At 67.1% G+C, this 23,290-nt stretch carries 18 protein-coding genes; 8 read left to right on the top strand and 10 right to left on the bottom strand.

Annotation, left to right across the window (positions count from 1 at the left end):
* Positions 1–40 precede the first annotated feature (40 nt).
* From K254_RS0113960 to K254_RS0113970, 3 genes are read left to right on the top strand one after another with little or no spacing between them, the layout of a single operon-like run.
* Positions 41–922 carry a carbohydrate ABC transporter permease gene (locus tag K254_RS0113960; RefSeq protein WP_026555884.1) on the top strand — a complete coding sequence of 294 codons (882 nt, stop codon included), beginning with the start codon at positions 41–43 and terminating at the stop codon, positions 920–922.
* On the top strand, positions 919–1,821 hold the full coding sequence (locus K254_RS0113965) for a carbohydrate ABC transporter permease (protein WP_026555885.1): 903 nt from the start codon (positions 919–921) through the stop codon (positions 1,819–1,821). Before K254_RS0113960 ends, K254_RS0113965 begins: the two co-directional genes overlap by 4 nt.
* Before the next feature lie 41 nt (positions 1,822–1,862).
* Entirely contained in the window at positions 1,863–2,924 is a 1,062-nt protein-coding gene (locus K254_RS0113970) for a LacI family DNA-binding transcriptional regulator (RefSeq protein ID WP_026555886.1), read from the top strand.
* A 96-nt stretch (positions 2,925–3,020) separates the two neighbouring features.
* On the opposite strand, the gene K254_RS0113975 is transcribed toward K254_RS0113970, so the two are convergent.
* From K254_RS0113975 to K254_RS0113985, 3 genes are all read right to left on the bottom strand, one after another.
* A complete protein-coding gene (locus K254_RS0113975; RefSeq protein ID WP_026555887.1) occupies positions 3,021–4,565 on the bottom strand; it encodes an APC family permease in 1,545 nt (514 codons plus the stop codon).
* Positions 4,566–4,781: 216 nt separating this feature from the next.
* Complete coding sequence (locus K254_RS0113980; RefSeq protein ID WP_026555888.1) at positions 4,782–6,209, bottom strand: FAD-dependent oxidoreductase; 1,428 nt, start codon at positions 6,207–6,209, stop codon at positions 4,782–4,784.
* 161 nt (positions 6,210–6,370) lie between these two features.
* Positions 6,371–7,429 (bottom strand): Ig domain-containing protein, encoded by a 1,059-nt coding sequence (locus tag K254_RS0113985; RefSeq protein ID WP_026555889.1) that lies wholly within the window; start codon positions 7,427–7,429, stop codon positions 6,371–6,373.
* Between the two features lie 173 nt (positions 7,430–7,602).
* Between K254_RS0113985 and K254_RS0113990 the strand changes: the two genes are divergently transcribed.
* The 3 genes from K254_RS0113990 (at position 7,603) to K254_RS0114000 (ending at position 11,245) form a co-directional block, all read left to right on the top strand.
* Positions 7,603–8,709 carry a hypothetical protein gene (locus K254_RS0113990; RefSeq protein WP_026555890.1) on the top strand — a complete coding sequence of 369 codons (1,107 nt, stop codon included), beginning with the start codon at positions 7,603–7,605 and terminating at the stop codon, positions 8,707–8,709.
* Positions 8,710–8,799: 90 nt separating this feature from the next.
* Positions 8,800–9,783 (top strand): EamA family transporter RarD, encoded by a 984-nt coding sequence (rarD, locus tag K254_RS0113995; RefSeq protein ID WP_026555891.1) that lies wholly within the window; start codon positions 8,800–8,802, stop codon positions 9,781–9,783.
* 76 nt (positions 9,784–9,859) lie between these two features.
* Positions 9,860–11,245, top strand: coding sequence for a dihydrolipoyl dehydrogenase family protein (locus tag K254_RS0114000; protein WP_026555892.1), 1,386 nt, complete (start codon positions 9,860–9,862; stop codon positions 11,243–11,245).
* Positions 11,246–11,320: 75 nt separating this feature from the next.
* Here the strand turns inward: K254_RS0114000 and K254_RS0114005 are convergent, their stop codons facing one another.
* From K254_RS0114005 to K254_RS0114035, 7 genes are all read right to left on the bottom strand, one after another.
* On the bottom strand, positions 11,321–12,190 hold the full coding sequence (locus tag K254_RS0114005) for a universal stress protein (protein WP_026555893.1): 870 nt from the start codon (positions 12,188–12,190) through the stop codon (positions 11,321–11,323).
* A gap of 202 nt (positions 12,191–12,392) precedes the next feature.
* Positions 12,393–13,397: a LacI family DNA-binding transcriptional regulator gene (locus tag K254_RS0114010; RefSeq protein WP_231391871.1), complete on the bottom strand. Its 1,005-nt coding sequence runs from the start codon at positions 13,395–13,397 to the stop codon at positions 12,393–12,395.
* A 13-nt stretch (positions 13,398–13,410) separates the two neighbouring features.
* Positions 13,411–14,781, bottom strand: coding sequence for an alpha-L-fucosidase (locus K254_RS0114015; protein WP_035750205.1), 1,371 nt, complete (start codon positions 14,779–14,781; stop codon positions 13,411–13,413).
* Entirely contained in the window at positions 14,781–16,799 is a 2,019-nt protein-coding gene (locus K254_RS0114020; RefSeq protein WP_231391872.1) for a DUF2264 domain-containing protein, read from the bottom strand. The genes K254_RS0114015 and K254_RS0114020 overlap by 1 nt, the downstream gene beginning before the upstream one ends.
* 132 nt (positions 16,800–16,931) lie before the next feature.
* Positions 16,932–18,584 carry an extracellular solute-binding protein gene (locus K254_RS23320; protein WP_035750207.1) on the bottom strand — a complete coding sequence of 551 codons (1,653 nt, stop codon included), beginning with the start codon at positions 18,582–18,584 and terminating at the stop codon, positions 16,932–16,934.
* A gap of 53 nt (positions 18,585–18,637) precedes the next feature.
* Entirely contained in the window at positions 18,638–19,582 is a 945-nt protein-coding gene (locus tag K254_RS0114030) for a carbohydrate ABC transporter permease (RefSeq protein ID WP_196810968.1), read from the bottom strand.
* Positions 19,566–20,687 carry an ABC transporter permease subunit gene (locus K254_RS0114035; protein ID WP_196810969.1) on the bottom strand — a complete coding sequence of 374 codons (1,122 nt, stop codon included), beginning with the start codon at positions 20,685–20,687 and terminating at the stop codon, positions 19,566–19,568. Before K254_RS0114035 ends, K254_RS0114030 begins: the two co-directional genes overlap by 17 nt.
* Positions 20,688–21,102: 415 nt before the next feature.
* Here K254_RS0114035 and K254_RS0114040 point away from each other — a divergent pair, with 415 nt between their 5' ends.
* Together K254_RS0114040 and K254_RS0114045 are read left to right on the top strand one after the other, a co-directional pair.
* The gene (locus K254_RS0114040; protein ID WP_231391873.1) at positions 21,103–22,128 is read left to right on the top strand and encodes a hydroxyacid dehydrogenase; all 1,026 of its coding nucleotides are present in this window, start codon (positions 21,103–21,105) and stop codon (positions 22,126–22,128) included.
* Positions 22,128–23,222, top strand: a complete 1,095-nt coding sequence (locus K254_RS0114045; RefSeq protein ID WP_196810970.1) for a LacI family DNA-binding transcriptional regulator — start codon at positions 22,128–22,130, stop codon at positions 23,220–23,222. Before K254_RS0114040 ends, K254_RS0114045 begins: the two co-directional genes overlap by 1 nt.
* Positions 23,223–23,290: the final 68 nt, after the last annotated feature.

Raw genomic sequence — 23,290 nt, forward strand, 5'->3', positions numbered from 1 at the left:
TGGTGGGGGCTCCGGCCCCCACCACCGGAAAGGCCCTCCCATGCTTCCCAACAGGTCACGACTATCTGTTCTGATCTTCCTGCTTCCACCGCTGCTGCTCTACGGCGCAGCCGTGCTGTTCCCCATCCTCCAGTCCCTGTTCCTCAGCTTCTTTTCCTGGAACGGCATCAGCGACATGGAATTCGTTGGCCTCGCCAACTACGCCCGGATGCTCTTCGGCGACGACGTCTTCTGGCGTTCCTTCTTCAACGCGCTCGGCTATCTGGCCATCTGCCTGGTGCTGCAGCTGGGCGGTGCCCTGCTCGTCGCCAGCCTCCTCGCCTCGCTGCGCCGCGGCCGCGAAGTCGTCAAAACCCTCTACCTGCTGCCGGCCGTGATCTCCACTGTGGCCATCGCGTTCCTGTTCGTGCGCATCTACTCCATTGACCCTGTGGGGCTGCTCAACCAGCTCCTGGACTGGATCGGCCTGGGTGGGTTGGAACGGGCCTGGCTGTCCGACGTCAACACGGTCCTGGCTGCGGTGTCGATCCCGGAAGGCTGGCGGTTCACCGGCCTGTACATGCTCATCATCTACGCGGCCCTGCTCTCCGTCCCCCAGGAACTGGAGGAGGCAGCCCGCCTCGACGGGGCCTCGCGGTGGCAGGTCTTCACCAAGATCCGCTTCCCCCACATCATGCCTGTCTGGATCACCACCACCATCATGGCCACCACCTACGGTCTGCGCGGATTCGACATTCCCTACCTCATGACCAATGGCGGGCCCGGACAATCCTCGGAGCTGTTGACCACTTACATGTACAAGACGGCCTTCACCAGCACCGACTTTGGCTACGCCAGCACCATCTCGGTCTTCATCGTCGTCGAGTGCCTCGTCGCCGTCGGACTCATCCTCTTCATGCTCAAACGAAAGGCGGACGCATGACCGCGCAAGCAGCCCCGACCACCCGGCGCGCCACCACCCCGACGGAGAGCGGCCCGCCCTTGCGCCGGCGCCGCAAGGCGACGTTCTCCGCCACCCTGACACGGGTCTTGATAGCCCTCATTGTCATCGTCCAGGTCTACCCGCTCGCCTGGCTTTTCATCACCAGCCTGCGCACCGAACACGATTTCGCCACCGGGGATCCGTTCGCCCTGCCCAAGGCAATCACGCTCGACAACTACGTACGTGCCTTCGAGACTGGCAATCTGGGGCAGAACATCCTCAACAGCTTCATCGTGACCATGGGCGCGAACCTGCTCATCGTGCTCCTGGGCATGATGGCCGCCTACGCACTCCAAGTCCTCGGGTTCCGATTCAGCAAGTTTGTCCGCGGACTGTTCCTCATTGGCATCATCGTTCCGGTGCAGATCGCCCTCGTCCCGCTGTTCATCGACTACTCGGCAGTGAACATGCTCGACACCTACCAATCGATGATCATCCCGTTGGCCGGATTCGCTCTGCCGATGTCGATCTACCTCTTCTCCTCATTCTTCGAGTACATTCCGCGTGAAACGTATGAGGCTGCCTCCTTGGACGGTGCCGGCCCGTACCGGATCTTCGGCCTGGTGACGCTGCCGCTGTCCATCAACACGATCGTCACCGTCGTCCTGGTCAACAGCATCTTCATCTGGAACGACTTCATCTTCGCCAACACCTTTGTCCTTTCGGAGGATCTCAAGACGATTCCGCTGGGGCTGCAGAACTACATCGGTGCCATGGGCAAGACGGACTGGACGGCCACGTTTGCCGCCGTCTGCGTCACGATCACCCCGCTGCTGCTGGTTTTCCTTGTGCTGAACAAGGCGATGATCCAGGGTCTGGAGAGCGGGGCAAACAAGTAATGGCCTCGATAACAGACGGATATACTCCTGAGGGAGGGAAGATGAATTCGATGGAGAATGATCCGGGCACGCCTATGGCTGCGGCCGCATCCACAGTGCAGCCCGCGCGCGCCCATCCCGTCACCCTGCGGCAGGTCGCGGAAGCCGCCGGCGTCTCCACGGCCACCGTCTCCCTCATTGTCAACAAGAAAAAGGGCGCCCGAATCGCCGCTGACACCCGCAACCGGGTGCGGGACGCCATCCGGGACCTGGGCTACCGGCCCAATGCCATGGCCCAGACCCTTGTCAGCGGCAGCTCCAGGTTCATCGGGTTGGTTGCCGATGCCATCGCCACCACCCCCTTCGCCGGCCAGATCATCCATGGCGCCCAGGATGAGGCGTGGAAACACGGATACGCCCTCCTGATCGCCAACACCGAGGGCAATGGCGAGTTGGAAACGGACGCCATCGCCATGATGCTCGAATACAAGGTGCGCGGCATCCTCTACTCAACCTGGTTCCACCGTGCCACAGCTGTCCCCGCCTCTTTGCGCGAGTCGGACTTCGTCTTGGTGAACTGCTTCTCAACGGAGCCCGATGCACGTGCCGTGATCCCGGATGAAGTCCAGGGCGGCCGGTCAGCCACGGACATCCTGCTCCGCAACGGCCACCGCCGGATCGCCTTCATCAATGCCACGACGCCGGCGCCCGCCAAGGACGGACGCCTGCAGGGATACAGGGAGGCTTTGGAAGCGGAGGGAATTCCGTTTGACGAGTCCCTGGTGCTCGAGGCCTACCCCGACCAGGAAGGCGGATACGGGGCAACCGAAGAGCTTCTGAAGCGCGGCGTCACCGCTGTGTACTGCTACAACGACCGAATGGCGATGGGCCTCTACGATGGCCTGCGTGAGAACGGCCTGTCCATCCCGGGCGACATGGCCGTGGTGGGCTTTGACAACCAGGAAGTCATTGCCGCGCACCTGCGCCCCCCACTGTCGACGGTCTCGCTGCCCCACTACGAACTGGGCGCCGCGGGCGTGAGGATGCTGCTGGGTCTGGACGAATCCCCGGCCGACACCGCAGTGAAGGTGCACTGCCCCCCTGTGGAGCGCAGCTCCGTATAGGGCATGCACGCCGCCCCTTAACCCAAGTAGGTGACAGCTATCGCACACTCCGAGGCTCGGAACGTGCGATAACTGTCACCCAGTTGGGCCGGAAGGCTAGACGGCGTCGAACTCCGGGACCTGCTGCTCCGAGGCTGTCGCGGCTGAATCGGCGGCGCCAGCCTTCTCTGCTGCCTCTTCCTTGCGCAGGCGGGAGTTCCGGTAGCCGTAGGCGAAGTAGAACGCCAGGCCGACGGCCAGCCAGATGGCGAAGAACAGCCAGGTCAGCGTGGCCAGGTTGAACATCAGGTACAGGCACAGCGCGGCGGACAGCACGGGGATCACCGGGCCGAAGGGCACCTTGAAGGCGGGCTTGAGGTCCGGGCGCTTGCGGCGCAGCACCAGGATGCCCACGCTGACCATCACGAATGCGGAGAGCGTGCCGATGTTGATCATCTCGCCCAGCAGCTCCACCGGGGTGAAGCCGGCCACCACGGCCACCACCACGCCGCAGATGATCTGCAGGCGGGCCGGGGTGCTGCGCTTGTCGCTGGTCTTGCTCAGGGAGCGGGGCAGCAGCCCGTCGCGGCTCATCGCCATCGTCACGCGGGCCAGGCCCATCAGGAGCACCATGATCACAGTGGTCAGGCCGATCAGCGAGCCCAGGGAGATCACGACGACGGCCCAGTCGGCACCGACGAGGTGGAAGGCCGTCGCCAGCGACGGATCCTTCTGCTGCGCGAGCTCCGTGTAGGGCACCATGCCGGTGACGGCCAGCGTCACCAGGATGTACAGGACGGTGACGACGGCGAGGCCGGCGAAGATGCCGCGGGGCAGCGTCTTCTTGGGGTTCTTGACCTCTTCGGCGCTGGTGGCCACGACGTCGAACCCGATGAAGGCGAAGAACACCAGCGCGGCACCGGAGATCAGCCCGCTGAAGCCGTAGACGGACGGGTTGGCGCCACTGAGGAAGGACAGGAACGGCTGCACCGTCCAGCTGACGCCTGTGTCATCGGCCGGCTGGGAGGCCGGGATGAACGGCACGTAGTTCTGCGCCTTGACGAAGAAGAAGCCGGCCACGATCACGAAGAGCACGATGGCGATCTTGATGATGGTGAAGACGTTGTTGATGCGGGCCGACAGCTTGGTGCCCAGCACCAGCACGGTGGTGAAGACGGCGACGACGATCAGCGGACCCCAGTACATGGTGACGGGCCCCAGGGCGATTTCGGCCGGGATGTTGACGTTCACCGCCTGCAGGAAGTCGCTGAGGTAGACGCCCCAGTACTTGGCGATCACGGCGGCGGCCATCAGCAGTTCCAGGACCAGGTTCCAGCCAATGATCCACGCCAGCAGCTCGCCCATGGTGGCGTAGGTGAAGACGTAGGCGCTGCCGGCAACGGGGATTGCCGTGGCGAATTCCGCGTAGCACATGATGGCCAGCGCGCAGGTGACCGCGGCCAGCACAAAGGAGATGGTGACGGCCGGGCCGGCGTTGAAGGCCGCGGCCTTCGCGCCGACGGAGAAGATCCCCGCTCCGACGGCCACGGCAATGCCCATGATCATCAGATCCCAGGTGCTCAGCGTCCGCTTGAGGGTGCGTCCGGGCTCGTCCGCATCAGCGATGGAACGTTCAATGGATTTGGTGCGCAACAGGTTCATGTAATCCGCTCGGCAGTCTAAAAGTAACCAATAGACCGTAGCGGGAGGGCCAAGGAGCCTGCTGCCCAAAAGGCTGGTTTGTCTTACATGGTGAGACAATCAGCGCTTAATTTGGATGGATCAGGCTTCCGCACCCGTTAATTCGCGTCCGCCCGTGCGGCGGGACCGGCCGGTTCCCGGATGCAGAGCGTCCGGGAACCGGCCGTCTAGCTCCGATTAGCCTCGGGATGCCTCAATCATGCCCTCGCGGGGCACCACCTTCACGCGCTCGCGCGCCGGCCCGCCGTCGTTCTCTGCGGTCCAGGCCTCGCCCAGCGCCTTCTCGTGCGCATCCAGCTTCAGCCAGCCCTCCCAGGTGGTGTAGTCGACGCCGCGGGATTCCAGCAGCTTGACCACCTCGTCCTCGCCCGGGCGCTCGGCGGCGGGCAGGCTGAGCCGGTCCTCCAGCAGGCAGCCGATGGTCTCCAGGGCGTCGCCCTTGGTGTGGCCGATCAGGCCCACCGGACCGCGCTTGATCCAGCCCGTGGCGTAGATGCCCTGGATGGGGTTGCCATCGGTGTCCAGCACGCGGCCTGCGACGTTGGGCAGCACGCCGCGGCGGGCGTCGAATTCCAGCTCGGGCAGCTCGGAACCGAAGTAGCCAATGGCGCGGTAGACGGCCTGGACCGGGTAGTCGATGAACTCGCCGGTGCCGCGGGCGTTGCCCGTGCCGTCGAGCTCATTGCGCTCGAACTTGATGCCGGCAACCTTGCCGTCTTCACCGATGATCTCCACCGGGGTGTGCAGGAAGTGCAGGTGCAGGCGGCGCGAGGCGGAGCCCTCGCCGGGGGTGCCGTGGTGGTCGGGCTGCTCCACGAGCCAGTTGGTCAGCGTGTTCACCATCGTCTTGACCTGGTTGTTGGTCCGGATCGCCTCATCCGAGGCCTCATCGAACTCAAAGTCCTCCGGGTACAGCACGATGTCCACATCCTTGGAATGCGACAGCTCGCGCAGCTCCAGCGGGGTGAACTTCACCTGGGCCGGGCCACGGCGGCCAAAGACATGCACATCCGTCACCGGGGACTTCTTCAGACCCGCGTAGACGTTCTCCGGGATCTCGGTGACGAGCAGGTCGTCCGCGTGCTTGGACAACACCCGGGCCACATCCAGCGCCACGTTGCCATTGCCCAGCACCGCAATCTCCTTCGCCTCCAGCGGCCACTCGCGCGGCACATCCGGGTGCCCGTCGTACCAGGAGACGAAATCGGCTCCACCGTAGGAGCCCTCCAGCTCAATGCCGGGAATGTTCAGATCCGCATCCTTGATCGCACCGGTGGCGAAGATGACGGCGTCGTAGCAGGCCCGGACATCGCTGAGCGTGAGGTCGCGGCCGTAGGTGACATTGCCGAAGAAGCGGATGTCGCCGCGGTCCAGCACCTTGTGCAGGGCGTTCACGATGCCCTTGATGCGCGGGTGGTCCGGAGCCACGCCATAGCGGATCAGGCCGTACGGGGCCGGGTAGGACTCAAACAGGTCGATGCTGACCTCCACGTCACCGCCGGCGACCTCCTGCGATTTGGTCAGGATGTCGGCGGCATAGACGCCGGCAGGACCAGAGCCAATGATGGCAACGCGGAACGGGCGGGCGGATGTCGAGCTAGACAAGGGTGAGTCCTTCCGAACTGTCGGGCCCACCGCTGACGCGCGGACCAAATCAGGAGCGATGCAAGGAGTGGGCTCCGGCACCACCGCCCAGTCTAGATTGTCTGCCCGGACAGCGCTAAGCCAAGGTGAGCAAAGCCTCAGCTAAGCAGCCCCGCCTCCGCTCAGCGGTGGGCGCCTGTGGGCTGGCGGCGGCGGTGGAAACCGACCACGACGACGCCGATCCCCAGGACCACCGCACCGGCCAGCAGCGCCAGGGAGCCGCCGAACCCGGTATTGGCCATGCCGTCGCCGGCCGCAGCTGAAGTGCTTGGCGAAACGGCCCCGGTCGAGGCCGATCCGCCGGCTGCTCCGCCCGCCGCGTCGCTGGCTGCTGACGTGGCGGTTCCGGCCTCGGGGGCGCCCGACGGCGTGGCCGTCGCCGTCGCCGTCGCCGTGGGCGTGGGCGACGGCGCCAGACCGGGCGCGACCGCGAGCGCAAGGTTCCGCGTGGCCGTCAGCGGCACGGCGGAGGAATCCGCCACGGTGATGGCGGCGGTGAAGCTGCCCACCGCCGTCGGCACTCCGGTGATGGCCCCCGTGGCGGCGTCGATCGACAGCCCGCCCGGCAGGCCCGCAGCGGAGTACCTGTACGGTGCCACACCGTTGATGCTGGCCACCGCGGCCGAGTAGGGGGTTCCCTCGGTGCCGCCGGCCAGTACCGGGGTGAAGACCTCCAGCGGCCGTCCCTCGATGCTGACGGTGCCGTAGCTGGTGATGGCGGCATTCGCACTCACCGCACCGCCTCCCGCGGTGGTGTAGAGCACGAGCGTCCACGTCCGGGTCCCCTCCGGCGCCGTCCACTGCAGTGAAGAGGTGGCGCCGTCGGCGGCGTTGACGCTGCGCAGGGAACAGTGGGCCACCGTATTGGCCGGGAGGAAGATGCCGTCGTAGAGCGCCGCCAGCACCGAACCGCCCGAGGCCGTGACATCGGCCCGGAAGCTCCCGGTTCCGGGGCCGCCGGTGGTGAAGACGATGGTCTTGTAGGACGCCAAGGTGCCGCTGGGGTAGCAGGAGGAGTTGAGGATGGGCATGTTGACCAGCTCGGCGCCGTCCAGCACGACGGCCGCGGTGGACGTGACGCCGGCGCGGGCGGGGGCGGCCGCCAGCATGCCCGCCAACAGTGCTGCGACGGCTGTTGCGCACAGGGCAAGCGCCAGCTGAAAGAGACGGCTCGGCTGCATCAAAACTCCATGATCGTGGGAGGAATCGGACGGCTCCATGCCCGGGCTCCCCCGGCATCGGAACGCGCTGTCACAAAGCGATAGCCAGTGAGCACTGATGCTCGCTGGCATGTATTCTGCATCACAATAGAGCACTTTGGATGAGCAGCTCTTTTGTTACAAGGAGATCCCATATGTCACGTCCCACCACTGAAGCATCGGCATCACCCATCCGCCGGCGCGGCCTCCTTGCCGGCGCCGGGGCCGCCGGTTTCGGCGTTCTGGCCGGCCTCGCCGCGGCCCCCGCCGCCCGGGCCCAGGACAGTGCCACCGGCGCACTTCCGGTGCTCTCCCCCGGGGATGACTGGGCCGCAACGCTTGCCGCCACACCCCAGGTCCAACTGGTGGCAGGGGCGGCCTACACCCTGGAAGCCGCCGTCGACCTCCCCCACAACACCCTCATCGAGGGCAATGGCGCCATCGTGACCGTGGCCGGGGATGGCATCGGTGCGTTCACCGCCACATCCAAAATCGGCATCACGCTGCGCGGCATCACCTTCCAGGGGCGCACGGCGGATCCTCTCAACGCCGCAGCCAACTTTGCCCACACCGCCGTACGGCTGGTCCGCTGCACCGACTTCCGGGTGCTGGACTGCGATTTCAACTTCTGGCTTGGCGCAGGTGTCGCCGTCACCGGTTCCACCAGTGACGACTACTTCTCCTACCGAGGCCACGTGGAGGGCAACAACTTCCACAGCTGCTACTTCGGCGTCTCCTTCACCGACCGCGCCGAGTACTGCCTGCTGGCCAACAACATCTTCAGCACCAACCGGCTGGCCATCTGGAACAGCTCGGGCAACCTCACCACCACTTCCAATGTGGCGGTGAACTGCTACGGCGCCTACTACGCCTACGCCAAGACCAGCCCGTACGGCGCCCAGAGCTCCGACAACTGGAACCACGGTGCGGTGGTCGGCAACACGTTCAACCACAGCAACGGCAGCGGCGGCCCCCGCTGGACGTCCAATGCGGCGTTCCCCATCGGCGGCGCCAGCACCGACCCGGGCTCCGGCGTCGTCGTCGACGGTCTGCTGCCGCCGACCTTCACCGGCAACACGCTCTGGTACACCAACATCAAGGCCAACAACCACGGCGCCAATGTGTGGATGCTGACCGGCAACGCCCTGTCGAACCTGTCAATCACGGCCAACGGCACCAATCCGATCAAACTGCTGGGCTACCAGTCCAACGGTGCCGCCAACGTCCCCACTCTGGTGGGCAACGTCCAGTCGGTGTTCTAGGCACCCGCCGGTCCATGCGCCGCCGGCGCGGCCGTTCCGGTGCCACACATCACAGGGTGGCACTGGAATAGCCGTGCGGAGCGTGCTGTTATGGATCCTGTGCCAGCCCGCGATACAGACCTCAAAGCCATGCCCCTTACCTCCGGACGGCGCCCGCGCCGCAGCGAATCCACCACGGGGGCCTTGTATGGCATCGCCTCCTACGGCATCTGGGGTGTGCTGCCCCTGTACTTCATCGTTTTGAGCCCGGCCGGCAACGTGGAAATCGTCGCCAGCCGCATCGTCTTCTCGCTCGTCTTCTGCGCTGCACTGCTCACCGCCACCCGGGGCTGGGGCAAGTTCACGGCCGCCATCCGCGACCGCAAGGTGCTCGGTCTGCTGGCCGTTGCCGCCGTACTGCTCACCGTGAACTGGCTGACCTACACCTATGGCGTCACCACCGGCCAGGCCATCGAGGCCTCGCTGGGCTACTTCATCAATCCGCTGGTCTCGGTGCTGCTGGGCGTGCTGGTCCTGAAGGAAAAGCTCCGCCCGCTGCAGTGGGCGGCCGTGGGCATCGGGGCCACCGCCGTCGTCATCCTCACCATCAGCTACGGGAAGCTGCCCTGGATTGCCCTGGTGCTGGCCTTCAGCTTCGGCCTCTACGGCTTCGTGAAGAAGAAGGTGGGGCCTAAGGTCGATCCGACGTCCAGCCTGAGCATCGAAACCGCCGTGCTGGCGCCCTTCGCCGCCGCCACCCTCGTGTTCCTGAGCGTGAACGGCGAGGCCACTCTGGCGACGCTCGGCGCGGGCCACTTCTGGCTGATGGCGGCCTCGGGGGTCATCACTGCTGTGCCTCTGGTGATGTTCGGCGCCGCCGCCTCGCGGCTGCCGATGACCACCATCGGCCTGCTGCAGTACCTTGCCCCGGTGATCCAGTTCATCATTGCCGTTGCCGTGCTGGGCGAGCAGATGGGTGCGGCCCAGTGGATGGGCTTCATCATCGTCTGGGTTGCTCTGGCGCTGTTGACGGTGGACATGCTGCACAGCTACCGCAAGATGGTGCTGCTGCGCCGGGCGGGCATTTCGGCCTAGCAGTACGCTTGGACGCACCGGGTCCGCACGGTCCGGTGCGGGCGTCCGGTGCGGACGGAAGTGGAGGGACCTTGGCATGGGTGTCGAAGACTTTGATCTCCTGGTGGTCGGCGGCGGGAAGGCCGGCAAATCCCTGGCCATGGATCTGGCCGCAGCAGGCCAATCCGTCGCCATGGTGGAACGCGGAATGATCGGCGGCACCTGCATCAATGTCGCCTGCATTCCCACCAAGACGCTCGTCAACAGCGCCCGGCTGCTGAAAACCATGTCCCGCGCCGCGGATTTTGGCATCGCCGCCGCCGGCACCCCCGTCATTGACGTGGATCTGCTGCGCGCCCGCAAGGAGGACGTGGTGGGCACCATGGTGGCCGGCCAGCGCAAGGCCTTTCTGGCCTCGGGCATGGACCTGGTCATCGGCCAGGCGCGTTTTGTTGGTGAGCGCACCGTGGAGGTGGCGCTCGACGACGGCGGCCGGCGCACGCTGCGCGGCACCAATGTGGTGGTCAATACGGGCATGGTCCCGTTCCATCCGCCCATCGAGGGGCTGGCCGGGGCCAACGTTCTGGACAGCAATTCCATCCTGGCCCTGGAGCGGCTGCCGCGCTCCATCATCATCCTGGGCGGCGGCTACATCGGCTCCGAGTACGCCAGCATGCTGGCCACCATGGGACTGGCTGTGACTGTCATCCAGCGCGCCGCCTCGCTGCTCCCCCGCGAGGATGCCGATGTAGCCGCCGCGGTGGAGGACGGCTTCCGCGCCGCCGGCACCACCCTGCTACTGGGCGAGGAAGCGGTGCGGATCGAGCGGGCGGGCGATGGCACCGTGGCGGCCGCCCTGGCCTCGGGCGGCACCGTCACGGCCGAGGAGCTGATGGTCGCCGTGGGCCGGACCCCCGTCACGGCGGAGCTGGGGCTGGAAGCTGCCGGCGTCGAGTTGACCGAACGCGGGTTTGTGGCGGTCGACGACCAGCTGCGCACCACCGCCGACGGCGTCTGGGCCGCCGGAGATGTGGCGGGCACCCCGCAGTTCACCCACGCCTCGTGGAACGACTACCGGATCCTCAAAGCCAATCTGGCCGGCGGCTCACTGAGCACCCGGGACCGGCTGATCCCCTACAGCGTCTTCACCACCCCGGAGCTGGGCCGCGTGGGCCTGTCCGAGGCCGAGGCCGGGGCTGCCGGACTGGACATCCGGGTGGCGACGATGCCCGTCGCCGCCATCCCCCGGGCCCGCACCGTGGGCGAGCTCGACGGCGTCTGGAAGGCCGTCGTCGAACGCGGCACCGATCTGATTCTGGGCGCGGCGCTGCTGGGCCATGAATCCAGCGAGGCCATCGCCGTTGTCCAGATGGCGATGCTGGGCGGGCTGCCCTACCAGCGTGTGCGCGACGCCGTCATCAGCCACCCGACCATGGCCGAGGGCCTCCAACTGCTCTTCAGCGACGCGTTCCTTCAGGCCTGACCCACCCCGCCACCCACCCCAACTGGGTGACAGCTATCGCGCAAAAAACGCCTCGGAATGTGCGATAACTGTCACCTAGTCGTCGAGGCGCTCGAAGTCGCGGGGAACCACGACCATCGGCACCGGCAGGGCGCGCAGGATCTTGTTCGCCGTCGGGCCCAGGAAAATCTTGTTCTTCTCCGCCAACCGGCTGGATCCAACAATCACCAGCTCGCCGGCCTTCCAGCCGATCGAATCGATGGCCTCCTCGATGGTGCGCCCGTGCGCGGCCGTGACGGTGACGGAGCCTTCGGGCAGCTCAGCAGCCGCCTCGCTGAGCGCCGTGTTGACGTGCTGGCGGGCCGGGCTGAGCGGATTGTCCAGATCGTATTCGCCCTGTTCCAGCTGGTCCAGCTCGAGGATGGAGACCAGCCGCAGCGGCACATTGCGCCGGGACGCCGCATGCACGCCGACCTGAACGACGGCGTGCCATCCCTCGCGGGTGCCAGTCATCACCGTCAGGCGGCTCAACGCGGCCTTGCGGTTGTAGCCGCGCGGGGCCAGCGCCACCGGCACAGGCGAGGCGTGCAGCAGGGCATTGGCCACGCTGCCCACGGTGAAACGCTTGAACAACCCGTTGCTGGCGGCACCCACCACAATCAGGCGTGCGGAGAACTCCCTGGCGGCCTCGATCAGTCCGGCGGCCAGGGATTCGGCGGAGCGTACGTGGAAGGTTGCCGGAAGCCCCACCGGGACCAGCCGCATGGCCTCCCGCTTGGCGGTCAGGACGCGCTGTTCGGCCGCATCCACGCGGTTGCCGTCCGGGTTCAGGGCCACATAGGGTGCGTCCTTGCCCACGACGAACACGATGTCCAAGGTGGCGCCCTGGGTCTTGGCAATCACGGCGGCCAGTGCGATGGCGTCCCCACCGCGCTCATCGGGCCTGAAACCTACTACATATCGCATAAATCCAGCCCTTCACGGGTTCACGGCTGCGCGGCGGGATCACCTTCGCTGCAGCGTTGGAGCATTGGTAGCTCAGACTCTACAGCCGCCGCGCCCGGGCCGGTACGCTCACCAGACAACCGGCCCCCGCGAACGAGCAGCACAGGAGAGTGGTGGGCCCGCACACTGTCCTGTGCTGCTTGTTCGCGGAAGGGTGGGTGGGTTAGGGAGCGGAGGTGCGCACGTTCAGCTCCCAAGGGAAGTCCAGGAGCGACGGCGGGAGGCTGGCGTCGCGGGCCCGCGCCACCAGCCGGGCGGCCACCTGGGCGAAGAGGTCCGCCGGCCCGGCGGAGGTCAACGACGGCGACATGAGGGCGCCCTCGGGAGTGTTGCCGATGCTGGCAATGTGCACATCCTCCCCCACCACCAGGCCCAGCCTTTCGGCGGCACGGACGGCCTGGATCCCGGCAAAGTCGGTGCTCGCGTAGAGGGCAGTGGGCCGGTCCGGTCCCTGCAGCAGGGCCGTGGCGCGGGCAAAGGCGCCCACGGGTGTGCCGTCGAAGACCGCCACGTCCCGCTCCCGGACCTGTACGCCCGCCTCCGCCATCACCTGCCGGTACGGCTCCAATCTGGACGGCTGCAGCGGGTGGATCTGGCGGGAGGTTGCGCCGGGAGCCGGAACCAGCGCCGCCACCGAGCCATGCGAGCGCAGCAGATGCTCCACCACCATGGCGCAGCCGGGGAGCGCATCGGAGCGCACCACATCAAATCCGTCAGGTTCCAGCGTTTCATCGAAGACCACCAGCGATGTGCCGGCGGCGGCCAGGGACCTGACCAGCCGGCGCTCGGCGGGTGCGACGGCATCAAGGAAGATGGCGTCGGCGCGGTGGGTGTCCAGCACGGAGCTCCAGCTGCCGTCCGCCATGATCAGCACAGTGATCCCCGCGGCTGCAGCGGCCTGCTGGACGGCGTCCACCATGGCCCGCGCCCACGGATCCGAACTGAGCATGGTCAGCGACAGCAGCATCGTGCCGGTGCGCCCCGTCCGCATGGCCTTGGCCGCCTGGTTGGGCCGGTAGCCCAGGGCGGCCGCGGCGGCGTGCACCTTTGCCGCCGTCGTCGTCGAAAAGCCCGCGCGGGAGGCCCGGCCCACCTGCCCGGAGAGCACATTGGACACGGTCGCCGTGGATACGCCGGCCGCCGCGGCCACGGCCCTGATGGTGGGCACGGTGGCCACGCTGCTACACCAGCACATCCGGGTTGGGCTCGCGCAGGGCCGCCGGACCAGTTGCCAAGACCGGGTCCAGCGCGAAGGCGAGGACCCCGGCGCCGCAGCCGGACAGGTCGAACTCCACAGTGGATTCGGACAGCGTGCGCGCCGCGCAGCCCGCGGAGGTGGGCCCCAGTGCGCGGTGCCCGGCCAACGACATCCCCGGTGGCAGCGCCAGCGTGATCCGGCCCGAGGCCGGGCGGCGGGTGACGACGGCGTACACCGTGCCGTCCGCGGCCGCCGTGTAGTAGCCCCATCCCGGATAGGTCCAACCCTCGGCATGGCCGCAGCCGTAGACGGCCTCGCCATTCTCCGCCAGCCACGCACCCACAGCACGGGCGATGCCGACCTCCACCGGCTGCAGCGAGCCATCCCCGCGCGGGCCGAAGTTCAGCAGGAAGTTCCCGCCCAGCGAGGTGCAGTGCACCAACATCTCCACCAGATCCGCGGGGTGTTTGAGCGTGGCGGCCGCCCAATCGCCGCGGTGGTAGCCCCAGCTGGCCTGGGGGATGGTCATGCAGGCCTCCCAGTCGCGCTCGGCCACGGAGGTGTCCCAGGGATCGGGCAGCCGGCGCTCGTAGCCGCTTTCGTAATCGCCCATCAGGGCCCCGTTGGAATCCACATGCCGGGCGCCCAGATCGTCGGCGCGCAGCCGGGAGTTCACCACGACGCCGGGGACCAATTCCTTCAGCCGCTGCTCCACCTCCCAGGTCCACTTGCCGTTGCGCTTCACGGATTCGTCCCAGGTGCCGTCAAACCAGAAGGCCTTCACGGAGGGGTAGCGTGTGGCCAGCTCCTCCAGCTGGGCCATGGCGAAGTCCAGGTAGCGGGCGAAGGCCGTCTCGTCCCCGGCCGTTTCCAGGGCAAAGCGCCAGTCCGGGTGGTGCCAGTCCAGCACCGAGTAGTAGAAGTTCACGTCGATGCCGCGTGCCTCGTAGGCGGCGATAAGCTCCGCCAGGACGTCGCGGCCGGAGGGGGTGTTGCCGATGTGGAAATCCGTCTGGGCCGTGGGCCACAGGCAGAACCCGTCGTGGTGCTTGGTGGTGATGGTCATGTACCGCACGCCCAGCGCCGCGGCGGTGTCAGCCCATTCCTCGGGGTTGAACGCCTCCAGCGTGAACTCCCCGGCGAGCGCCTCCCATTCGGGTGCTGGAACCTTTGCCACGCGCGGCAGGAACTCGGCGGCAAAGTCCACGTCCTCCCCGTTCCAGCGTCCGGCGGGTATGGAGTACAGGCCCCAGTGGATGAACTGGCCGAAGCGGTGGCCGCGGAAGCGCTCCATGGCGGCGTCCGTGCGGCGTCCGCCGGGGTTGGCGCCGTAGGCGAGGGTATGGGTGGCCATTATTGCTTTCCCGTCTTTCCGTCCCAGGGCACAAAGGATGCCAGGTCAAAGGTGTGTGCTTCCCCGCCGGTCCACTGCGCCGTCACCACCGTGCCATCCACGCGGACGTCGACGGCGGCGCGCAGCTCGGCCTCGGTGGGAGCCTCCCCGCGCGTGAGGGCGTGCAGCGCAAGGTGCACGCTGGGCTCGCCGGCCCGGGCCGGATCGATGGCGGCAGTCAGGAAGGGCACCACGTGGTGTCCGGCCAGGGCGTTGTCGCCGCTGTAGGCAGCGGTGGCCGGCTGCTCCCAGCCGGAGAGTCCGACGACGGCGGCAAAGACGCCGTCGCCGTTCCGGGCCCAGGCCAGCGGGGCCAGCCCGTCGGTTTCAGAACCCGAGGTGCCGGCGTCGGGCATCGAATCCCCGGCCACGGCGGCCGAACCCTCGCGGAGCACATAGCCAGCCGCACCGTGCACCAGATGCGCCCGGAGTTCGTAGATGCCCTCCACCAGCGAGACGGTGGTGACGGCCGTGCCCGGCAGGGACGTGTTGTTCAGCTGCGGGATGTGGACCGAGCCGCTCAGGGCACCGTCCACGCGGGTGCCGCGCAGCGAGCAGCGCCGGCTGGCCATGCCGTCGGCATCCACCAGGGCCAAATGGCCGTCGATGTTGTCCACCCAGGCAGCGCCCGTGCCGGGGGCTGTGTGCGTGGAATAGGAGAACTTGGCATAGTGCGGATCGTCCGGGTCCGTGCCCCAACCCACCGGCAGGCCGCAGTGGTCGCTGCCGTGGTTGGTCAGCCGGACCAGGTCCCCCGCGGTGCTGAAGGTCCAGCCGACGTCGGGCAGGGCGCGCTGGAGCGGGGCGCCGTCGGTGGGCTGAGCCTCCTCCTGCGCCGTCCAGACGGGGTGGTCCGCCGGCAGGGCCAGCCCGAGGAAGCCGATGCCGGCCAGGTACGGCGAGCCGAAACCGCTGTACTCCTGGCAGGAATCGAGGTGTTCGCGGTACCAGCCCAGACTGGGCGGGCCGTCGACGCCGACGCCCCGGTCGGTGAAGTTGGCCAGCACGCCTGAGGCCAGACGGCGGGTGGCGCCGGGCGCGAGCGGGTTGACCCCGGCCAATTCGGCGCACCAGAGTGCCCCCAGCACGGCGGTGCGGTAGGCCAGCGATCGCCCCACATGCAGCACGGCGCCGTCGTCGGCGTACATCAAGGACTGGGTTTCAATGAACGCCCCCAGCCGCTCCTTGCACCGGCGGCCCTCGTACGTGTCCTGCTGTCCCGTCATCTCGTACCAGGCCCACAGATACGGGTGGATGGCCCAGGCGTTGTAGTAGTCAATGGCGTGCTCGGGACCGTCCGTGTACCAGCCATCGCCCAGGTACCAGGATTCCACCCGCGCAACATTGCGAGCCCCGGTGCAGCCGGAGACATCCTCCCCCACGGAGCGCAGGAAGCCCTCGGCCATGGCCGGGAAGAGCTGCCAGTTGTTGCCCCAGACCTCCAGCCGCGCATGGTGGCGCAGCCAATCGGCCACCTGCGTCTTCTCCTCGCGGGAGAAGCCCTCCCACAGCCAATCGCGGCTGATGTAGAGGGAGAAGGCAATGTTGGCGGCCTCGACGATCGAATTGGTGACACCCAGCAGCGGCGGCTTGCAGGTGACGCCCCGCGGCCAGGATTCGGGCCCAGCCGGGTCGGTGCCGGCCAGCAGAGCCTGCCGGTACCAGGCGGCCAGCTGCAGAGGGTCTTCGCCCTTGGCGCCGGCAAGGCGCGGCGCGGCCATCAGCAGGCTCCGGCCAATGGTCTCCATGCTTTCGCGGCGCTCGCCGTCGCGCGTCACACGCCCGGGCAGCACCGGCGCGGCGTGCAGTTCGCTGCTGTACCGGCGGATGTGGCCCAGCCAGTTGTCCGCGGTGGCCTCCCAGTGGCTGCGGGTCCACCCAGTGAAAGGTGAAAGGGCTGCATCCAGTGCGGGCAGAACGAACGGAGGCTGGGTCGCGGTCTCGGTCTGGGTCTCATTCTCGGTCTCGGTCTCGGTCACTAACTTGGTCCTTTGGTTCCTGCTGCTGTACTGGATTAATGCTGCACTGGACTAATGCTGCTCCACCATCCGGCGGCGCCCGCCCCCGGCAAAAGGGGCCGGCCGCCGCCGGACGGCGGTGCAAGGGGAGTGCTAGGAGGCCAGGGCCTGCTCGTACTCGCCGCGGATGGTGTCGCCGCCGCTGGTCTTCCAGGCTGCGATGGCGGCCTTCAAGCCGGCCATGTCGCCGCGGCCCGCAATGAAGGCGGTGGCGGCGTCGGAGACCGGCTGGCCCAGCTTGGAGCCCTGCGAGGAGTCCGTCGGGCTGAACAGCGTCTCACAGGGGTTGGCCACACCGAGGGGGATCAGCTTGGAATAGGCGCTGTGCAGCGTGGTGGCGATCTCCTTGTTGGAGGGATCGAACACCACCTGCTGCGGGGCGGCCAGGTACTTCCACGGCACGGCGGTGTCCAGCAGTCCGCGCTCGGTGGCGATCGGGTTGCCGTTGCCGTCCAGTGTGTAGTCGGTGCCCTCGACGCCGTAGTTGAGCAGCAGGTACTCCTCGCTGCCAAACGGTGCGGCCAGGAAGTTGGCCACCCCCAGAACCTCCTTCAGCTTCGCCTCGTCGTTCTGCTTGAGCATGACGGTGCCGAAGGTGACGTTGTCCAGCCAGGTCTGGGCCTTGCCGCCGTCGTGCCCGAACGGGATGAACGGCACGGCCTTGTTGGCCGGGTTGGCGGCGGGCAGCGAGCGGCCGTAGCCGGTGGGGCCGGTGTAGGCAGGCAGTCCGTCGTAGATCATGGCGACCTTGCCGGCGATGAAGGCGTTGACCATCTGCGACTTGGTCCAGCCCTCGGAGCCGGGTACGTACAGGCCATCCTTGTAGAGCTTGGCGGCGAACTCGATCGCGGCCAGGTACTCCTCGGTCTCGAAGGCTCGGGTGAGCTTGCCGCCGTCGTTGCGCCACACATTCGGGGTGCGGAAGATGTGGTGCAGCATGGTCAGCCCAAACTTGGTGCTGCCCAGGGCCCACTGGTTGTTGGCCGGATCCGTCAGCGCGGTGGCGACGCGGTAGAAATCGTCCTTGTCCTTGATATCCGCGGTGGAGGAGACACCCACCTTCTCCAGCATGGTCTGGTTCACGAAGCCGGAGCCGCCGGTGAGGTTGCGCGGGATGGGCAGCGAGTAGATCTTGCCGGCCTGGACGGTGTTCTTCCAGAAGATCTCCGGGATGGCCGCCAGGTTGGGGTACGCGGCAATCTTGTCGCCACCGAGGTAGGGGGTCAGATCGGCGCATTTGGCCTGCAGGAACTCGATGGTGTCCTTGACGGCGGAGCCGTTGTTCAGCATCAGGTCCGGCAGATCGCCGCCGGCCACCACGGTGTTGAACTTCGTGTCGTAGTCATCGGAGGAGACGGAGGTGATCTCCACGGTGCCGCCCAGACGCTCCTCGATGGCCTGCCAGGCCGGGTTGGAACCGCGGCCGTTGGGGGCGGTTCCGAAGAGGTTGGTGATCGCCGTGATCTTGGTGCCGTTCAGCGGCGCCTTCTCCACACTGCGGAAGGCCTTGGGGTACTTGAAGAACGCGGAGGGAACGCCGTCGGCGGTGCCGGCGATGTCCGCGGCCTGGGCCTTCAGCGGAATCGTGGTGGGCAGCAGGGCATCGGAGGCGTTGGAGACGCCGGCCACCGTGCGCTGGCCGCAGGCAGCCAGGGACCCGGCGCCAAAGAGGGCCAGGGCGCCGACGCCGGCCACGGAGAGGAAGTTGCGGCGGCTGGGGCCGGCGGGACGGGTTGCTGCATTCATTGAAATTACCCTTCTCTAAAAGATCTGGTTTGGCACAGCTGGCAGGACGGGCGTCAGCCCTTGATGGCGCCGGTGAGGACGCCCTTGGTGAAGTAGCGCTGCAGGAACGGGAAGACGATCACGATCGGCAGCAGGGAGACCACGACGACGGCCATCTGGATGGCCTGGGACGGCACGGCGATCTCCGCCACGGCCCCGGCGTCGCCCATGGGTTGGCCCAGCAGCACGTACTGGCGCAGGATCATGGACAGCGGCCACTTGTCATCGTTGAGGTAGAGCATCGCGTTGAAGAAGGCGTTCCAGTAGCTGACGGCGTAGAACAGGCCGACGACGGCGAGCACACCCTTGGAGAGCGGGAGCACCATCTGGACGAGGATGCGGAAGTCCCCGGCGCCGTCGATCTTGGCGGCCTCGAAGAGCTCCTGCGGCAGGTTCATGAAGAACGAGCGCACCACCACCAGGTTGAAGGCGCTCATCAACGTGGGCAGCACCAGGGCCGCGTAGGAGTTGAGCAGGCCCAGCTCCTTGACCATCAGGAAGGAGGGGATGATGCCAGGGCTGAACAGCATGGTGAACAGCGCCGTCATCAGGAAGAAGCGCCCGCCCACCAGGTTCCGCCGGGACAGTCCGTAGGCCATGGCCACGGTGACCACCAGAGACAGCGCCGTGCCGATCAGGGTGATCAGCAGCGAGCGGACCAGCGCGTTGGTGACCACCCCGCCGGCAAAGATGGTCTGGTAGGCGGCCAGCGTCGGTTCCTTAGGGAAGAGCACCAGGCCGTTGTTGTTGGCAATCTCCGTCTGGCTGGACAGGCTGGTGGCCAGCACGGCAAAGAGCGGGTAGAGCGCCATGAAGCAGATGGCCACGATCAGAATGGCCTTGCCCAGCTGCATCGCGGGCTTGGGCTTCTCCATCCAGACGGGTCGCTCGTTGCCGGCCTCCCAGCGCTGGCGCAGCGTGGGGCGCGGGGCGCGCAGGGCGTTACTTGGATTTGCCACTGGAGTAGACACCTTCCTGTCCGAAGAAATGGGCGAGCTTGTTGGCCCCGAGCACCAGGAACAGTCCCACGATGCCCTTCACGAGTCCGACGGCGGCGGCCGGCCCCCATTGGCCGTCCTGGATGCCGTGGAAGTAGACGTAGGTGTCCAGCACCTCGCCGGCGCCCGGGCCGACGTTGTCGCGCTGGAGCACAATCTGTTCAAAGCCCACGGAGAGGATGCTGCCCAGGTTCAGGATCAGCAGCAGGATGACCACGGGCATGATGCCAGGCATCGTGATGTTCCACATCCGGTGCCACGGGCCGGCACCGTCGACGGCGGCGGCCTCGTAGAGCTCCTGGTCCACGTTCATCAGGGCGGCCAGGAAGATGATGGTGCCCCAGCCGGCGTCCTTCCAGACGGACTGGATGGTGACAAGGAACGGGAAGAACTCCGGAGTGGTCATGGCGTCGAAGCGCGGCAGGCCCAAGCTTTGCAGCACATGCGGCACCACACCCGTGGCGCCGAGGATCTCGGAGAAGACGGCCACGATGATCACCCAGCCGATGAAGTGCGGCAGGTAGACGACGCTCTGGACGAACTTGCGGATCCGCTTGGACATGATGGAGTTCAGCAGCAAGGCCAGCATGATCGGCACCGGGAAGAAGAGCACCAGCTGCAGGCCGGTGATCACCAGGGTGTTGCGCAGGGCCACCCAGAACGCCGCGTCCTTGAACATCGCGGAGAAGTTGTCCAGCCCCACCCAGACGCTGTCCACGAAGCCCAGGTACGGCTTGTAGTCCAGGAAGGCGATGATGTTGCCGGCCAGCGGGACGTAGTGGAACACCACAAAGTAGGCGAAGCCGGGCAGGATCAGCGCGAGCATCACCTTGTCGCGGCGGATGCGGCTCCACAGCGATCCGCGGCGCTGGGCCGCCGTCCTGGCATTCCTGGCGCCGCCGGACCGCTTCCCGGTTTTGCTGGGCTTGCCGTGCTTGCTGTGCTCTCCGGGGTTGCCGGCCTTGCCCGACTTCTCCGGGGCACCGGGGGCCTGGGCGCTGCCGGGCAGAACGGATGCCGGCCCGGCGGAGCCGGCCGGATCAAGTGTTTTGCTACTGCTGCTCATACAAGTCCTCTATCTGTCCCGTCTGCGTCTGTTCAATCGCCCGAATCCCTCAAGCCGGGGTCGGGCCCCGCTGGGTTTCGGTCCGGTGGGCGGGGCATCCGATGCACCGGCACGCATCGGGAGTCCATCACTCCCAAAGCTGCAAAATAGTAAACGCTTACTATGGAAGTAACGTACAGATCGCCCCCATGTGATGTCAACAACATCTTGGGGATTCCTGGAATCGAATAGAGAATCCCTTGATTTGCATGGATTTCCGTTGCCAGCGACCTCTAAACCTCCCCGCCCGGCACCTCCGGTTCGGGATTGACAGCCACATTCCAGGAGTTCTACTGTGTTGATCGTAGTAAGCGTTTACTATCGGTTTCTGGACCACAAGGAAGCCGCAGGCAGTCAGAGAAGGTGAGCCAGGACGTTGACAGGGAACAGTGCCGGCAGCGGCGTAGTGAAGGCCGCCTTCGTGATGGCGCCGAAGAATCTGCCCACGCTCTTCAGCGGCGACGACGTCGAGCGCCTGGCCGCCACCGTCCAGCTCCTCTCCCCCTCCCCCATCGACAGCTTTGACGAACCCGGCGTGAGGGAGCTGCTGGCCGACGTCGAGCTGCTCGTGACTGGATGGGGAGCCCCCGCCATCGATGCCGCCGAGTTGGACGCCATGCCCCGGCTGCGCGCCATCGTGCACGCTGCCGGAACCGTCAAGACCTTCCTGACCGATGCTGTCTTTGAGCGCGGCATCCAGGTTTCCTCCTCGGCCGCGGCCAACGCCGTACCGGTGGCCGAGTTCACCTTTGCCGCCATCGTGATGGGCCTCAAGCGCAGCAGCCGTTTCACCCACCAGCTCAGGACCACGGGACGAAGCCGCACCACGGAGGGCATGCCGCCGCTGGGCACCCACGGTGTAGTCATCGGCATCGTCGGCGCCTCCCGGGTGGGGCGCGCCGTCGTCGGCCTGCTGGCCAACCTGGATGCCACGGTGCTGGTGCACGACCCCTACCTCAGCACGCTGGAAGCGGCCGAGCTGGGCGTGGAACTGGTGGAGCTGGATGAGCTCTGCCGGCGTTCGGATGTGGTGAGCCTTCACGCCCCGGCCACCGAGGCGACGGCCAAGATGATCGGCGCGGCCCAGCTGGCCGCCATGAAGGACGGCGCCGTGGTCATCAACACCGCCCGCGGCTCCCTTCTCGACACCGCCGCCTTGACGGCGGAGGTGGCTGCGGGGCGGCTGGACGCCTATCTGGACGTCACGGACCCCGAGCCGCTCCCGGCCGATTCGGTGCTGTTCACCCTGCCCAACGTGGTGGTCACGCCGCACATCGCCGGCGCCCTGGGCAACGAAATCCACCGGCTGGGCCACCAGGCCGTGACCGAAGTGGAGCGTTTTGCCCAAGGCTTGCCGCTGGCCTTCCCGGTAATTGCCGCCGATCTTGCAAGAATCGCGTAGTGAAGCAAAACAACGTGCCGGCTGCCTCCCCCCTGCCCCCGCAGCGCAGTGGTGTGACCATCACCGACGTCGCCACCTCCGCCGGGGTCTCGGTGGCCACCGTCTCGCGCGCACTCAGCGGCAACTACCCCGTGGCGGCGGCCACCCGTGAACGCGTCCAGCACGCCGTCGCTGCTCTGGGATATGTGGCCAACGCCCATGCGCGGGCCCTTGCCGGAGCCACCACCCGCACGGTGGGCATCATCATCAATGACGTGGCCGACCCCTTCTTTGCGTACATCGCCCGCGGCGTTGAGCGCCAGGCCAGCGCCGAGGGCCGCCTGTGCCTGATCATGGCCACGCACGGGGACAAGGAACGCGAACTGGCCCTGGTGGACCTGCTGCGTGAACAGCGCACCGACGCCGTCATTCTGGTGGGCGGCGCCTCCGACGATCCCCGCTACCGCAAGCAGATGGCGGACCGCGCCCGCGCACTGGATGCGGATGGCTCCGTACTGGTCCTGTGCGGGCGCCCCTCCCTCGGCCCCAATGTGCCGACCAAGACGGTGGGCTACGACAACGAGGGCGGCGCGTTCGCCATGACCGACTACCTCATCTCCCAGGGCCACCGCCGGATCCTGTACGTGGGCGGCCCGCAGAACTTCTCCACCACGGCCGCCCGGCTGGCGGGCTTCCGCCGCGCGCTGGCGGCCCGCGGCATCGAACACGATCCCGCACTGGTCCACGAGGGTGCCTTCGGCCGCGGCTTTGGCTACTCCCGCATGAAGGAAATCCTCGCCACGTCCCTGGACTTCACCGCCGTCTTTGCCGCGAACGACATGGTGGCCGCCGGCGTCCTGCAGGCCCTGGAGGAGCAGGGGCTGCGCGTCCCCGAAGATGTCTCGCTGGTGGGCTACGACGACGTCCCGCTCGCCAACGAACTGCGCCCGCGGCTGACCACCGTCCATGTGCCGTTGGAGGACATGGGCCGCGAATCCGTCCGGCTGGCCCTGGCCGATTCCGCCCACGACACCGGTGCCTCCTCGGACAACACCATCACCGTGGGCACGCACATCGTTCTGCGCAACTCGGTCGCACCGCTCGCCCCCCGCTGACCGCCGTCGTCCGGCCCTGTCCCTGCACCTGCACCCGGGTTTAAGATCAAAGCAGCCACGGTCTGGGG

The sequence above is a fragment of the Arthrobacter sp. 35W genome, assembly GCF_000482545.1.
Lineage (GTDB): Bacteria > Actinomycetota > Actinomycetes > Actinomycetales > Micrococcaceae > Specibacter.